Below are 13671 nucleotides of genomic sequence, written 5' to 3'. Positions count from 1 at the left end.
GCTTTCACAGCTCCTTGCGGCGGAGTCCCTCGACCAGGCGGGACCAACCCAACGGTGATATGCGGAGGACACGGGTGGATTGCGGCGTCTTCGAGTCGCGGACGGCGATGACTCCGGGGACGTTGCTGGCGACCTCGACGCACTCGCCGCCGGTGTTGCTGTAGCTGGACTTGGCGAAGTCGAATTCGGGCATGGGCTCAGGCCTCCTGGCGGATGGTGTCGATCAAGCGGACCGAGTCGCGCTGGGCGAGGCTCAACCGAGCGGTGCGGTCGAAGAAGGTGCTGTAAGCGGCGCTTTCGACCTCGTTTTCCACCCACACAGTAGACACGACGGTGTCGGCGTGTACGACGTCGACCGCCTCGATCTCGGCGAACGAAACGATGGTGAACGGGCCGGTGATGCATGGGTGTCCGCCTGCACGGAAGGGCAGCACTTGGAGGCGCACGTTCGGGAGTTCGGCCAACTTCAGCAGGTGCTCCAGCTGGGCCCGCATCACCTCGGGACCGCCGATGAGTTGCCTGAGGGCCGCTTCCCAGACGAGGGCATATACCTGGAGGGGACGCTCGCTGTGCAGGCGCTCCTGGCGGCGGAGCCGGATCTCCACCAAGCGCTCGACCTCGTCGGGGTCTTCCCAGACTCCGACGCCCTCACTCACCGCCAGTGCGCGGGCGTATTCCGCTGTCTGGAACAAGCCCGGGATGAGCGCGAGTTGCCAGGTGCGCACGCCGACTGCGGCATCTTCTAGCGCGATGTATTCGGAGAGAGTGCCGGGATGCGGCACATTCTGCCACCAGCCCTTGGCCCTGCGCCGCTCGCGATCCAGTTTGGCCAGCTCCAGGAGTCGGGTCGTGGTGCGGCGGTCCACCGACCCGTAGAACTCGCACAGCACCCGGATGTCCGGGTCTCGTATCGGAACCCAACCGCGTTCCATCTTCACGATCTTCGAGTTGGTCGCGCTGATCACTTCGGCGGCTTGCTGCTGCGTCTTGCCCGAGGCATCGCGCAGGCGGAGCAGCTCTCCACCAAGCCTTCGCCCGAGGACGGTTGACATGCGATTGCCGAGCTGAGCTGGTCGCTTCACGGACGTAATGGTGCCTCGCGTGGCGTCAACGCGTCGACCGCTTCACTCGATGGGGACAAGTGTCTCGGAGTTCATTGCGCCGGAGAGTGGCGCATCGCTACGGTCAGTACACAACAAGCCAGCAGGCGCAGCCAGTTGGCGGAAGCGCACCGTGCTGCCTGAGCGCAGATGCGGCGAAGCCACCGCTGACTACCCGACCGCACAGAGAGGTGCGTGTCATGGCCGAACTTCGGCCCGGAATCGTCCGCAGCGCGGACACCCTCGACTACCTGCCCGCCGCACGCAGCGTCCCCCTCGCCAGACACCGCGCCGCCCGCTTCGTCCTCGACTGGGGGCACCCGGATCTCGCCGGGGACGTAGCCCTCGTCGTCTCCGAGCTGATGACGAATGCCCTCCTGCACGGGAGCGTCAAAGATCGTCTTGTGCGAGTTCATCTGGGTGCTACCAGCACGACTCTCCGCGTCGAAGTCGGCGATCCGCGCAGAGAACGATGGCCAAGCCCGCGTGCGGCGGAGGTCACGGACCAATTCGGGCGCGGCCTGACGCTGGTCGCGGCGCTGGCGGACCACTGGGGCTGGGAGCCACGAACGGCGGGCAAGGCGGTGTGGGCCCAATGGGATCTCCGCCCGTACCGGCTGCGCGGGGACGAGGGAGACATGGCGTGTTCGTTCGTCAGCGAGGAGGCGTGACCGGAAGGGCGCTAGCGTGGGCCTGTGCTATAGAGGTGCTCGACGAGCGGAAGGGGCGGTCGATGACCATGCCGTACGCGGACGGGGACGGCCCTGTCGTCCCCGCTCCTGAGCTGACGCTCCCGGCGTTGCGGCAGGCGGTGGCAACGGTCGCGCCGTCCCGCCTCCCCGAGTTCTTCGAGGACCTGCAGAGCGCCTTCGTCCGGGCCGGGGACGAGGACAGTGTCGTGCCGATCCGGATGTTCTACCGGCAGTGGGCTGTGATCGTCGAGATCGCCCGGCACCCGGAGACCGCACGCAGGCTGCGCGCGGCCGAGCAGGCAGTGGACAGCCCGGACCCCGCGGTGCGCGAGCGGGCTGTGCAGGAGGCGGGCGAGATCGTCCGGGCTGCGCACCGCAAGGTCGCCGGTGGCTGACTGGCGCTGGGAAGCCTTCCGGGACGATGTGCTGGAAGGCCTCCCGGAAGACGCGCGGGCGGCGACGGAACGGCTGATGACCGAGATCGCGGTGCGCGAGTCCATGGTGTTCCTGGAAGGCCCCCATTACACGGGGACGGGACCGGGTGTGCGCACCGAGACCCGTGGTCGGCTGATGATCGACTACCTGACCGACATCAGAGGCGAGCGGATCGTACTGATCCAGGTCACCTGGATGTGATGTGACGGCGGCCGCACACCCACCGGCGTGCGGCCGTGTCCCCTCCCGAGCTACCCGAGCACGTGATACGAGAACCCGGATCGAAGATCAGGCAGACACGCCTTCGATCCGGGCCAGGGCCTCGTCCGCGCCGAACGGCTGCAAGTACGGCAGCCAGCGCGGATCGCGATGTCCGGTCCCGATGATGCGCCAGGCCAGACCCGACGGCGGAGCCGGTTTGTGGCGCAGGCGCCAGCCGATCTCCACGAGGTGGCGGTCGGCCTTGGTGTGGTTGCAGCGGCGGCACGACGCCACCACGTTGTCCCAGGCGTGCAGACCCCCGCGGGAGCGCGGGATCACGTGGTCGACGCTGGTTGCGACGCCACCGCAGTACATGCACCGGCCGCCGTCGCGGGCGAACAGTGCACGCCGGGTCAGAGGAACGGGCCCCCGATAGGGGACCCTGACGAACCGCTTGAGCCGGACCACGCTGGGAGCGGGGACGGTGCGTGTCGCGCTGTGCATGAAGGCGCCGGACTCCTCGAGGCACGTGGCCTTGTTCTCGAGGACGAGTACGAGCGCGCGGCGGAGCGGTACGACGCCGAGTGGCTCGTACGACGCGTTGAGGACCAGGACATGCGGCACGGATGCCTCCTTGTACGCCGGCGGCGCGTGGCTCGCGCCGGGACGATCTCGTAGCCAGTCTCCCCTCCTGGCTGGTCGTGGCGCCACCATCTCCACGTAACGGCCTTGGAGTGTTTTCGACCACACGTCCTTCATCCCCAGGTGAGCACCGTCTCTCCCTCGAACATCACAACGATCCCCCCACAATGCCCCGTTAGTGTGGTGGGTCTGCCCGCTCCTGTCGCCGGTTGTCCGTGGCGGGCACCTGGCTACACCTGGAGGTACCTGCCGTGATCTTGTCCGTCCTGTCGGCCGTGGGGACGAGCGACTCCTCGTCCGACTCCCCGCAACCCACCCTCAAGGACGCCCAGGAACAGGCCGGACAGGCCGCCAGCTGGGTCGAGCAGAACTGGTCGACCTGGCTGGGCATCGGGCTGCGCGTGCTGCTCATCGTGGTCATCGCGTGCGTGCTGCGCGTCGTCGTACGCCGCACCATCACCAAACTCATCGACCGGATGAACCGGACCGCGCAGGCCGTCGACGGCACCGCGCTCGGCGGGCTGCTCGTGAACGTGGAGCGGCGGCGGCAGCGGTCGCACGCGATCGGGTCCGTACTGCGTTCGGTGGCGTCGTTCCTGATCATGGGTACGGCGGCGCTGATGATCCTCGGCACGTTCGAGATCAACCTGGCGCCGCTGCTCGCTTCCGCGGGGGTGGCCGGTGTCGCGATCGGCTTCGGCGCCCGCAACCTCGTCACCGACTTCCTGTCCGGCGTCTTCATGATCCTGGAGGACCAGTACGGGGTCGGGGACACCATCGACGCCGGTGTCGCCTCCGGCGAGGTCATCGAGGTCGGCCTGCGCGTCACCAAGCTGCGCGGCGACCAGGGCGAGATCTGGTACGTGCGCAACGGCGAGGTCAAGCGGATAGGCAACCTCTCCCAGGGCTGGGCCACCGCCGGTGTCGACGTCACCGTCCGCGCCGACGAGGATCTCGACCGGGTGAAGTCGGTGCTCGCGGCGGCCGGCGAGGCGATGAGCAAGACCGAGCCGTGGAACGAGATGCTGTGGGGCCCCGTCGAGGTGCTCGGCCTGGACAGCGTGCTGCTCGACTCGATGGTGGTCCGCGTCACCGCCAAGACGATGCCCGGCAAGGCCCTGACCGTCGAGCGCGAGCTGCGCTGGCGGATCAAGCGGGCCTTCGACGAGGCGGGCATCCGGATCGTCGGCGGCGTCCCGGTCCAGGTGGACGGCGAGCCGCCGGTCGCCGACCCGACCGCCGGCATGGCGGCACCCTCCGCCTACGCCTCCGCCACCTCACCGCAGTCCCTGGCCGCCTCCCCGATACCGCCGCCCAACCTGGCGAAGTAGCGCGGGCGAGCCGGATTCACGCCGTCCGCAGGCGCCCCGGTCGTACCGAGCGGCGCAGAAGCGGCAGTGCCGTCGTCGTCGCCAGGAGGCAGACCGCGTACACCGCGAGCGGGACGAGGAGCGGCGGCGCCCAGGCGATGGACTGGCCCGCGGCGACGCCGTACGCGGCGTGGACGGCCGTGCCGCCGAGCGTGGCCAGGGCCAGGGCGGGCGCCAGCGGCAGCGCCGTCTCCAGGAGCAGCGCCCGGGTCAGGATCCGGCGCGGCACCCCGGCGGCGACCTGCGCGGCGAGCGCCCGGCGGCGGGTGGACAGCGACTCGGCCGTGCCCACGGCGACCGCCGCCACACTGATCAGCAGGGCGATCAGGACGGCCGCCGCGGTGAGGTCGAGGCCGAAGGTGTAGTAGTCCATCGGCGCGGCCGTCTCGCCCTGGCTCTCGATGTCGTGCAGGTCGGCGAGGAGGACCTGGCGGACACCGACCAGGGCGACGCCGACGACCGTGACGAGGACGACCGCCGCGTGGCTGCGGGCCGCCGCCCACGGGTCCTCCTGGAGGCGGGCCGCGGCGAGCAGCACGGCGGGGTCGTCCGTACGGTCGGCGAGGCGCCGGCCGAGCACTCGCGCCGACGCGCCGGCAAACCAGACCGCACCCGCGCCGGTCAGCACGACCGCGCCGAGCACGCACAGCGGAAGGCCCGCGACCCCGGCCCGGGAACCGCCGCCCATGAGCACCCCGACGCCGAGGACGACGACGAGCGCGGGCAGCAGCAGCGCCGTCAGCGGCCGGGGCCCGCGCCGCGGCCGCTCCCTGCGGACGTACCCGAGCGGCGACGCGACGACCCGGTGCAGCGCGACCCCGCTCACCAGCGCGGCCAGTACGGGGATCAGCACCACGACGGCGACGAGGACCGGCCAGGCCACGCCCGGCGGCACCCAGCCCACCACCGGCAGCGCCACGGCGAACACGGCGAACCCGGCCAGGGTCCCCGCCAGGCACGCCACGCCCGCCTCCAGGGCCGCGATCCGCCGCACCTGCTGCGGCCCGGCGCCCGCGAGCCGCAGGTTCGCCAGCCGCCGGTCGCGGTGGACGGCGCCGATCCGGGCGCACTGCCCGAGGAAGCCGAGCACGGGGACGAGCAGGAGCAGCAGCCCGGCGACGACCCCGTGCCGGGTGCCCGGCTGGTCGAGGAGCCCGTGACCGTACGAGAAGGAGTACTGGCCCCGGACGCTCAGCAGCGCGACGGCCACCGACGCGAACCCTGTCGCCACGGCGGCGCCCACCGCGGTGAGCGCGGCCCGCCGCCGTTCGAGCCGGTCGGCACCGCGGGTCAGCAGCCAGGCGAGGCGCAGATCGGAGCGGAGGTTCTGCTGTGTCATCGCGTCACCTCCGCGCAAGCGGCGCCGCCCGCCACCGCGGCGCCGGCGGCGACCTGGCTCCCGTGACCGCCGGAGGCATCCTGCACACCCCCGTCGCACAGGCTCACCTCCCGGTCCGCGTAGGCCGCCACCTGCGCCTCGTGCGTCACCAGGACCACCGCCGTGTGTGTCTCGCGCGCGGCGTGCACCAGCGAGGTCAGGACCTGCTCCGTCGCGAGGGAGTCGAGCGCGCCGGTCGGCTCGTCGGCGAAGACGGCCTTCGGCTCGGTGACCAGGGCGCGCGCGAGGGCGACCCGCTGGGCCTGGCCGCCGCTCATCTCGCCCGGCCGCAGTGCGCGCTGGCCGCGCACGCCGAACCGCTCGAGCCAGGCGTCGGCCTCGCCGCGCGCCGCCGCGCGGGGGCGGCCCGCGAGGAGGAGCGGCAGGGCGACGTTGTCCAGGGCCGTCAGCTCCGGGACGAGCTGCCCGAACTGGAAGACGATGCCGAAGTCGGTGCGGCGCAGCTCGCTCAGCCGCTCCTCGTCGAGCCCGTCGAGCCGGAGCCCGTCGTACGTGACCGCGCCCGCGTCGGGGCGGACGATGCCGGCCAGGCAGTGCAGCAGCGTCGACTTGCCGCTGCCGCTGGCGCCCGTGACGGCGAGGATCTCGCCGCCGCGCACCTCGACGCTCGCGCCGCGCAGGGCGGGCGTGCTGCCGTAGGACTTCGTGAGCCCTTCTGCGCTCAGCAGGGGGGACGTGAGGGTGTTCATGTGCCGGTGACCTCCGCGGTCAGGGTGGCGAGCCGGGCCGCGGTGGTGGTCATCCAGCGCAGATCGGCGTCGAGGTGGACAAGGGCGTAGTCGGCGGAGAGAACGGTGGTGAGGTCGGCGCCCGGCGTGCTCTTCACGGCGGTCAGCTCCCGCATCCGCGCCATGTGCGCGGCGCGCTGGGCCAGCAGATGGGCGGCGGGATCGGCGCGGTGCGCGGGGCCGTCCTGGCCCGCCACCAGGATCGACACGACGACCTTCGCGAAGATCTCGTTCGTGACGTGCGGCGCGGGCGGCGTGATCTCACCGGCCCAGCCGAGGAGTTCGTCGCGGCCGCGCTCCGTGGCGCGGTACAGCGTGCGCTCGGGGCCGCCGTCGGAGTCGGTGCCGTCGACCTCCACGAGGCCGTCGCGGACCAGCCGTTGCAGCGTCGTGTAGACCTGCGCGTAGGCGAGGGGGCGGGCCTGCGGAAACCGTTCGTCGTGGCGTCGCTTGAGGTCGTAGCCATGGCGCGGTCCGGCGACGAGCAGACCGAGCAGGACGTGACGGGTGCTCATGCGGCTCATTATGTACCGCGTATATGTACTGAGTACATAGCTCGAAGGGGTGGGTGAGGAGTGAGCGAAGTTCTTTCGGTTTTCCGCGCCTCCTGGTCGACTTCTTCTTGCTGCCCACAATGTGAGCAGCAACACGTTGTCCGCCCGTACAGGTCTGCCGTCGTGTCCTTTGGGTAGGACTTCGGATCCAGCAGCCCTCAACCGAAGGAGGCCCTCGTGGCCGCATCGGCACACCTTCTGCTCTCGGCCCTCTCCAAACAGGCGGACACCACCACGGTCGGCGCCGACACCACGACCTGCTCCGCCGAGCCCCCGCTGACCAGCGAACCCCCCTTCGCCGACTACGCGCCGCTGACCTCCGAGCCGCCCCTCACCGACGCGGCCCCGCTGACTTCCGAGCCCACCCCGAGCGGCCTGGCCGCGGGATGAGCCTGGCCCGGCTCGCCGCGCTGTACGGCGTCGCCACTTCCTACTCCCCGGCGCCGGACACCACCGTCCGCGCCTCCGACAAGGCCGTCACCGCCGCGCTCGCCGCCCTCGGCGTGGACGCGAGCACGCCGGACGCCGTACGGGACGCGCTGGCCGCGCGGGAGGCGGAGACGGCGGCGCGGTTGCTGCCGCCGACCGTGGTGTGGTGGCTGGGAAGCCCCGGCAAGGCGGGTCCCGAGAGGCCGGAGCGGCCGAAGTGGCTGGAGGGGCTGCCGGAGGGCACGCGGTTGTCCCTCACGCCGGGCGTGACGCCGGGCACCAAGGCGAGCACGGTGTCGGCCGCGATGCCAGGTGCGGCGCCGGGTGCGGTGTCCCATGTGCTGTCGGCCGCATCGCCGGCGGACGAGCCGAGCGGCTGGACATACCGCCGCCGCGGCGACGACCCCGGCAGCGAGCAGCCAGACCCCCCGCCCGGCGTCCACGTCCTCACCGTCGAGACCCCGGCCGGTGCCATCGCCACGGCCCACCTCATCGCCGCCCCGCGCAAGGCGCCGCTCCCGCCCGAGCGGACGCACGGGCTGCTCGTCCAGCTCTACTCCCTGCTCTCGAGCCGCTCCTGGGGCATGGGCGACCTCGCCGACCTGGCCGATCTGGCCTCCTGGTCGGCGCGGACGCACGGCACCGGATTTCTGCAGGTCAACCCGTTGCACGCGGCAGTTCCCGGCAGTCCCGACCTGGGCACCGACCCCTCCCCGTACCGGCCCTCGTCCCGGCGCTTCCCCGACCCCGTCCACCTGCGGATCGAGGACATCCCGGAGTACGCGTACGTCCCGTCGTACGCGAAGGAGGCCGCCCGGCTGCGCGAGGGTGTGCTGCGCGACGCGGACGGGCTCGTCGACCGGGACGCCGTCTGGGCGCTGAAGCGGCAGGCGCTCGAAGCGGTGCACGCCGTTCCGCTCACGCCCGGCCGCCGCGCCGCCTTCTGGGACTTCCTCGCCGCGCAGGGCACGGCCCTGGAGGACCACGCCACGTACCACGCGCTGGCCGAGGTGCACGGGCCCGACCGGCGCACCTGGCCAGCCGCGCTGCAGGACCCCCGCTCCCCGGAGACGGCGCACGCGCGGCGCGAGCTGATGGACCGGGTCGACTTCCACAGCCGGCTCGCCTGGCTGACCGACACGCAGCTGGTCGCCGCGCAGCGGGCCGCCCTCGACGCGGGCATGCCGGTCGGCCTCGTCCACGACCTAGCGGTCGGGGTGCACCCGGGCGGCGCCGACGCGTGGGCGCAGCGCGACGTCTTCGCGCAGGGGACGAGCGTGGGGGCGCCGCCGGACGCGTTCAACGCGCGCGGCCAGGACTGGGGGCTGCCGCCCTGGCGCCCCGACCGCCTCGCCGAGACCGGCTACGCGGCCTTCCGCGACCTCCTGCGCAACCTCATGCGGTACGCCGGCGCCGTCCGCATCGACCACGTGATGGGCCTGTTCCGGCTCTGGTGGATCCCCGAGGGCGAGGAGCCGACCGAGGGGACGTACGTCCACTACGACGCCGAGGCGATGCTGGCGGTGCTCCTCCTGGAGGCGTCGCGGTCGGGCACGTACGTGATCGGGGAGGACCTGGGCACGGTCGAGCCGGGCGTGCGGGAGCGGCTGCACGCGGGCGGGGTCATGGGCACGTCGGTGCTCTGGTTCGAGCGGAACTATCCGCCGGGCGGCGACGGCAGCCCGGTCCCGGCCGAGGAGTGGCGCACCGACTGCGTCGCCACGGCCACCACCCACGACCTGCCGTCCACCGCCGCCCGGCTCTCCGGCGACGACGTACGCCTTCGCGAGCGGCTCGCACTGTCGACGGCGACGCCCGCCGAGGCGGCGGCGGAGGTCGCCGACTGGCTCGCCCTGTTCGCGCGGCTCGGCCTGCTGCCGCGCGGCTGCCAGGACGACGAGGAGGAGGCCGTGCGGGCGGTGCACCGTTTCCTGCTGCGCACCCCGGCGCGGCTCGTCGGCGTCTGGCTGCCCGACCTGGTGGGCGACCGGCGGCCGCAGAACCTGCCCGGCACCTGGGCCGAGTACCCCAACTGGCGGCTCCCCGTCGCCGACGCCACCGGACGCCCCGTCACCCTGGAGGAACTGACCGCCTCACCGCGCGCGCACGCGTTGCTCCAGGTGTTCGCCGAAACGGAAGTGCCTCCCACCGGAACGGACACGCCCCTTATAGGCCCCCCGGACGCGCGCGGCGATTAGGCGTTCGCTACGTTGGCATCGTGGACAAGAAGAACGCCCTGCGCGCCGGCGCCCTGGCCTCCGGTACGACGCTGATGATGCTGCTCATGTCGTCCCCCGCGCTCGCCCTGACGCGCGACGACGGCGACGACCCGGGTACGGGCCTGAGCGTGATCGAGACGCTCGGCCTCTACGTGGCCGCGCCGATCGTCATCTTCCTGGTGATCGCCGGTCTCGTGGCGCTCGGCGACAAGTCGCGCAAGCAGCCTAAGCAGAGCTGAGCCGCCAGGCCGCTGAGCCGCGCAGTCTCTCCGTCGAGGGCACCCGTCACGTACGCGTGACGGGTGCCCTCGACGCGTTCGCGCGGTGATCGTTCGCGCGACGACCGTTCGTACCGTGACCGTTCGCGCGACGACCGTTCGCACCGTCACCGTTCGCGCGACGATCGTTCGCACGGCGACCGGGTCTTCCTCGATCCCACGCCCGCACAGCACCATGGACGGGCCGCTACGGGCACCACCCGGAGACTCGCAGGAGGCCACCATGAACGGCACCGCGCACCACGGCACCCCGCACGACCGTTCCGTCCTCGTCGTCGGCGCCGGGCCCACCGGGCTGCTGCTCGCCGGGGACCTCGCCGCCGCCGGGGTCCGCGTGACGCTCGTGGAGCGGCGCAGCCACGAGATCAGCAACCTCTCCCGCGCCTTCGTCGTGCACGCCCGCACCCTGGAGCAGCTCGACGCGCGCGGTCTGGCCGACGCGGTCGAGGAGAAGGGGCAGCCGCTCGACCGGCTCCGCCTGTTCGGCCGCCTGTCGATCGACCTGAGCGGGCTGCGGTCCCGCTTCAGGCACCTCCTCGTCGTCCCGCAGTACGAGGTCGAGAAGGTGCTGGAGCGGCGCGCCGTCGACGCGGGAGTCGCCTTCGCGTACGAGACCGAGGTGCTCGGCCTGGTCCAGGGCGCGGACGGGGTCACGCTCCAGGTGCGGGGGAAGGACGGGAAGCGGGCGGAGATGAGCGCGGCCTACGTCGTCGGCGCGGACGGCATGCGCAGTGTCGTGCGGGGCGCGGTGGGGCTGCCGTTCCCGGGGAAGTCCGTGATCCGCTCGGTCGTCCTCGCCGATGTCCGCCTCGCCGAGCAGCCGGAGAACCTGCTCACGGTGAACGCGGTCGGGGACGCCTTCGCCTTCATCGCGCCCTTCGGTGACGGCTACCACCGCGTCATCGGCTGGCACCGGGCGCGCAACGTGCCCGACAGCGAACCCCTCGGACTCGACGAGATCAAGAGGATCGCCCGGCTCGCCCTCGGCCGCGACTTCGGCATGTACGACGCCCGCTGGATGTCCCGCTTCCACAGCGACGAACGCCAGGCGCCCGCCTACCGCGTGGGCCGCGTCCTGCTCGCGGGCGACGCCGCGCACGTGCACACCCCGGCGGGCGGCCAGGGCATGAACGTCGGCCTCCAGGACGCCGCCAACCTGGGCTGGAAACTGGCGGCGGTCGTGGGCGGCCGGGCGGGCGACGCCCTGTTGGACACGTACGAGGCCGAGCGCCACCCCGTCGGCAAGGCGGTCCTGCGCAGCAGCGGCGGCATCGTGCGCATGGCGATGGCGAAGCGGCCCTGGACGCTCGCCGCGCGCGCCGCCGCCACCGGTGTCCTCGGCCGGGTCGGCCCCGCCCGCACCCGCGCGACCGGCCAGATCACCGGCCTCGGCGTCGCCTACCCGGCCCCGAAGGGCGCCCACCCGCTCGTCGGCAGGCGCGTGCCCGATGTGGCGCTGGCCGGTGGCACACGGCTCTACGAGGCGTTGCGCGCGGGCCAGTTCGTACTGATCCTGCCGGAGGGGACCGCGTACAAGAGCGACGGGATCCGCGTCGCGCACTGGGCGAGCGACCGGCGCACCGCGCTGCTCGTACGGCCCGACGGATACGCGGCGTGGGCGGCGCGGGAGGTGCCCGGGGAGTTCGGGAATGGGGGAGATAAGTCCACCGACTTGCCCGCCGAGTTCGCCTCATACTCGTTGCGGTAGCCGGACGAGCAGGGGAGCTGGGGGAGATGGCGCGCACGGGGGACATCGCACGGCAGGTGGAGGCTCTGCGGCGCAGTACGCGGCTGTGGTGGCTGTCGATGGTGGCGGTGCACTGGTCGTCGATGGTGCACCTCGCGGTGTGGACCCCGCTCCCGGGGCTGCTGCCGCGCGCCGCCGCCGGGATGCGCCGCCTCGTCGACCGCGAACGGGCGCTCGCCGCCGAGTGGTCGGGGATCACGGTGGAGGCGACACCCACCCCGGCCGCGCGCGACAAGGAGGGCCGGAGCCTGCTCGCCCGCTACCGGTGGCTGTTCGGGGACGCGCAGCGGTTCCGCGAGTGGCGGTGGACGACGATGTACTCGTTCGTCGGCGGCCTCATCGCCTGCGTTCCCGGTGCCCTCGTGCTGTACGGGGCGTGGGGTCTGTTCCTCGCCGTGTTCGGCCCGGACCTGTCGCGGGACGCGGGATGGGACGGCCTCTGGTACCTGTTCGTCCCGGTCCGGAACCTGCCGACCGGCGTCCTCGCGGGCCTGCTGGGCCTCGCCGTCGCCAGGGCGGGCCTGTACCTCGCCCCCGGCGCCGTCGACCGGCACGCGCGTTTCGTACGGGCCACGCTTGCGCCGAGCGAGCAGGAGCTGATGGCCGCCCGGATCGCGCATCTGGCGGCGACGCGCTCCGACGCCGTCGACACCTCCGCGGCCGAACTGCGCCGCATCGAGCGGGATCTGCACGACGGGGCGCAGGCCCGGCTCGTCGCGATGGGCATGACGCTGGACGCCGCCGAGCACCGGCTCGCCGACGACCCGGAGGCGGTGCGCGCCCTGCTCGCGGAGGCCCGCGCCTCGTCCGTCGCGGCGCTCCAGGAGCTGCGCGACCTCGTGCGCGGCATCCATCCACCGGTCCTCGCCGACCGCGGCCTTGCGGACGCCGTACGGTCGTTGGCGCTGCTCAGCCCCTTGCACGCGGAGGTCACGGTCGACCTCGACGGCCGCCCCGACGCGCCCGTGGAGTCCGCCGTGTACTTCGCCGTCGCCGAGGCCGTGACGAACGCCGCCAAGCACGCCGACGCCGAACGGCTGTGGATCGACATCGGCTACGACGCCTCCCGCGCCGCCCTGCGCGTCAGCGTCACCGACGACGGGCGCGGCGGCGCCGACCCGGCCCTGGGCAGCGGCCTGGCCGGCATCGAGCGCCGCCTCGCCACCTTCGACGGGGTGCTCGCCGTGAACAGCCCGGTCGGCGGCCCGACCCAGATCTCGCTGGAGGTGCCGTGCGCATTGTCGTCGCCGAAGACCACTTCCTGCTGAGGGACGGTCTCGTACGGCTCCTCGGCGCGTACGGGCACGAGGTCGTCGCCGCCGTCGACAACGGGGATGAGCTGCACAAGGTCCTCGTCGAGGAGCGGCCGGACGTGGCCGTGGTCGACGTACGGCTGCCGCCCGGCTTCAGCGACGAGGGCCTGCGCGCGGCCCTCGCCGCCCGCGCACGGGTCCCCGGGCTCCCCGTGCTGCTGCTCTCGCAGTACGTGGAGCCGCTGTACGCGCACGAGTTGCTGGCGGACGGCGCGGGCGCGGTCGGCTACGTCCTGAAGGACCGGGTCACCGACGGCTCCGCGTTCCTGCGCACCATCGAGCAGGTCGCGGGCGGCGGCACGGTGATGGACCCCGAGGTCGTCTCGAAGCTGCTCGCCCGCAAGGTCCGCGACCGCAGACTCGGTTCGCTGACGGCGCGCGAGCGCGAGGTCCTGGGAATGCTCGCGCAGGGGCGCTCGAACGCGGGTGTCGCGGAGGCGCTGTTCGTCACCGAAAAGGCGGTCGCCAAGCACATCGGCAACATCTTCACCAAGCTCGGACTGCTGCCGGGGGAGAGCGACAACCGGCGGGTGCTTGCGGTGCTGGCGTATTTGGAGGGGTGAG

16 protein-coding genes are annotated in these 13671 nt (G+C 72.6%); 10 read left to right on the top strand and 6 right to left on the bottom strand.

What is annotated here, in order from left to right; genetic code table 11:
- Positions 1–4 precede the first annotated feature (4 nt).
- Together N5I75_RS11980 and N5I75_RS11975 are read right to left on the bottom strand one after the other, a co-directional pair.
- On the bottom strand, positions 5–193 hold the full coding sequence (locus N5I75_RS11980) for a DUF397 domain-containing protein (protein WP_476676688.1): 189 nt from the start codon (positions 191–193) through the stop codon (positions 5–7).
- 4 nt (positions 194–197) lie between these two features.
- Complete coding sequence (locus N5I75_RS11975) at positions 198–1052, bottom strand: helix-turn-helix domain-containing protein (RefSeq protein WP_476677023.1); 855 nt, start codon at positions 1050–1052, stop codon at positions 198–200.
- 248 nt (positions 1053–1300) lie between these two features.
- Between N5I75_RS11975 and N5I75_RS11970 the strand changes: the two genes are divergently transcribed.
- The 3 genes from N5I75_RS11970 to N5I75_RS11960 all read left to right on the top strand — a co-directional run bounded on the left by N5I75_RS11970 (position 1301) and on the right by N5I75_RS11960 (position 2428).
- Positions 1301–1771, top strand: a complete 471-nt coding sequence (locus tag N5I75_RS11970) for an ATP-binding protein (protein ID WP_476676687.1) — start codon at positions 1301–1303, stop codon at positions 1769–1771.
- Positions 1772–1833: 62 nt separating this feature from the next.
- The gene (locus N5I75_RS11965; RefSeq protein ID WP_476676686.1) at positions 1834–2187 is read left to right on the top strand and encodes a hypothetical protein; all 354 of its coding nucleotides are present in this window, start codon (positions 1834–1836) and stop codon (positions 2185–2187) included.
- Positions 2180–2428: a hypothetical protein gene (locus N5I75_RS11960; RefSeq protein ID WP_476676685.1), complete on the top strand. Its 249-nt coding sequence runs from the start codon at positions 2180–2182 to the stop codon at positions 2426–2428. Before N5I75_RS11965 ends, N5I75_RS11960 begins: the two co-directional genes overlap by 8 nt.
- An 87-nt stretch (positions 2429–2515) precedes the next feature.
- On the opposite strand, the gene N5I75_RS11955 is transcribed toward N5I75_RS11960, so the two are convergent.
- Entirely contained in the window at positions 2516–3052 is a 537-nt protein-coding gene (locus tag N5I75_RS11955; RefSeq protein WP_324769927.1) for an HNH endonuclease, read from the bottom strand.
- A 269-nt stretch (positions 3053–3321) separates the two neighbouring features.
- On the opposite strand from N5I75_RS11955, the gene N5I75_RS11950 reads away from it, so the two are divergent.
- Entirely contained in the window at positions 3322–4401 is a 1080-nt protein-coding gene (locus tag N5I75_RS11950; protein WP_476676684.1) for a mechanosensitive ion channel family protein, read from the top strand.
- Positions 4402–4417: 16 nt separating this feature from the next.
- On the opposite strand, the gene N5I75_RS11945 is transcribed toward N5I75_RS11950, so the two are convergent.
- From N5I75_RS11945 to N5I75_RS11935, 3 genes are read right to left on the bottom strand one after another with little or no spacing between them, the layout of a single operon-like run.
- Positions 4418–5779: an FtsX-like permease family protein gene (locus N5I75_RS11945; RefSeq protein ID WP_476676683.1), complete on the bottom strand. Its 1362-nt coding sequence runs from the start codon at positions 5777–5779 to the stop codon at positions 4418–4420.
- Entirely contained in the window at positions 5776–6528 is a 753-nt protein-coding gene (locus N5I75_RS11940; protein WP_476676682.1) for an ABC transporter ATP-binding protein, read from the bottom strand. The genes N5I75_RS11945 and N5I75_RS11940 overlap by 4 nt, the downstream gene beginning before the upstream one ends.
- Positions 6525–7082, bottom strand: coding sequence for a PadR family transcriptional regulator (locus N5I75_RS11935; RefSeq protein WP_476676681.1), 558 nt, complete (start codon positions 7080–7082; stop codon positions 6525–6527). The genes N5I75_RS11940 and N5I75_RS11935 overlap by 4 nt, the downstream gene beginning before the upstream one ends.
- Before the next feature lie 216 nt (positions 7083–7298).
- Between N5I75_RS11935 and N5I75_RS11930 the strand changes: the two genes are divergently transcribed.
- The 6 genes from N5I75_RS11930 to N5I75_RS11905 all read left to right on the top strand — a co-directional run bounded on the left by N5I75_RS11930 (position 7299) and on the right by N5I75_RS11905 (position 13670).
- Positions 7299–7511, top strand: coding sequence for a hypothetical protein (locus N5I75_RS11930; RefSeq protein ID WP_476676680.1), 213 nt, complete (start codon positions 7299–7301; stop codon positions 7509–7511).
- Positions 7508–9748 (top strand): 4-alpha-glucanotransferase, encoded by a 2241-nt coding sequence (gene malQ / locus N5I75_RS11925; RefSeq protein WP_476676679.1) that lies wholly within the window; start codon positions 7508–7510, stop codon positions 9746–9748. Before N5I75_RS11930 ends, malQ begins: the two co-directional genes overlap by 4 nt.
- Before the next feature lie 20 nt (positions 9749–9768).
- The gene (locus N5I75_RS11920; protein ID WP_476676678.1) at positions 9769–10008 is read left to right on the top strand and encodes a hypothetical protein; all 240 of its coding nucleotides are present in this window, start codon (positions 9769–9771) and stop codon (positions 10006–10008) included.
- A gap of 115 nt (positions 10009–10123) precedes the next feature.
- A complete protein-coding gene (locus tag N5I75_RS11915; protein WP_476676677.1) occupies positions 10124–11755 on the top strand; it encodes an FAD-dependent monooxygenase in 1632 nt (543 codons plus the stop codon).
- A gap of 26 nt (positions 11756–11781) precedes the next feature.
- A complete protein-coding gene (locus N5I75_RS11910; protein ID WP_476676676.1) occupies positions 11782–13062 on the top strand; it encodes a sensor histidine kinase in 1281 nt (426 codons plus the stop codon).
- Positions 13026–13670 carry a LuxR C-terminal-related transcriptional regulator gene (locus tag N5I75_RS11905; RefSeq protein ID WP_476676675.1) on the top strand — a complete coding sequence of 215 codons (645 nt, stop codon included), beginning with the start codon at positions 13026–13028 and terminating at the stop codon, positions 13668–13670. Before N5I75_RS11910 ends, N5I75_RS11905 begins: the two co-directional genes overlap by 37 nt.
- Position 13671: the final 1 nt, after the last annotated feature.

Source organism: Streptomyces sp. R818 (assembly GCF_056172735.1).
Note: the sequence above shows the minus strand (reverse complement) of the source record. Positions and strands in the feature narration are given on the sequence as shown.

Bases quoted from the DNA above. Each gene is read 5' to 3' on its own strand.
- N5I75_RS11980 (WP_476676688.1), bottom strand. From the start codon at position 193: ATGCCCGAATTCGACTTCGCCAAGTCCAGCTACAGCAACACCGGCGGC.
- N5I75_RS11975 (WP_476677023.1), bottom strand. From the start codon at position 1,052: ATGTCAACCGTCCTCGGGCGAAGGCTTGGTGGAGAGCTGCTCCGCCTG.
- N5I75_RS11970 (WP_476676687.1), top strand. From the start codon at position 1,301: ATGGCCGAACTTCGGCCCGGAATCGTCCGCAGCGCGGACACCCTCGAC.
- N5I75_RS11965 (WP_476676686.1), top strand. From the start codon at position 1,834: ATGACCATGCCGTACGCGGACGGGGACGGCCCTGTCGTCCCCGCTCCT.
- N5I75_RS11945 (WP_476676683.1), bottom strand. From the start codon at position 5,779: ATGACACAGCAGAACCTCCGCTCCGATCTGCGCCTCGCCTGGCTGCTG.
- N5I75_RS11940 (WP_476676682.1), bottom strand. From the start codon at position 6,528: ATGAACACCCTCACGTCCCCCCTGCTGAGCGCAGAAGGGCTCACGAAG.
- N5I75_RS11935 (WP_476676681.1), bottom strand. From the start codon at position 7,082: ATGAGCACCCGTCACGTCCTGCTCGGTCTGCTCGTCGCCGGACCGCGC.
- malQ (WP_476676679.1), top strand. From the start codon at position 7,508: ATGAGCCTGGCCCGGCTCGCCGCGCTGTACGGCGTCGCCACTTCCTAC.
- N5I75_RS11910 (WP_476676676.1), top strand. From the start codon at position 11,782: ATGGCGCGCACGGGGGACATCGCACGGCAGGTGGAGGCTCTGCGGCGC.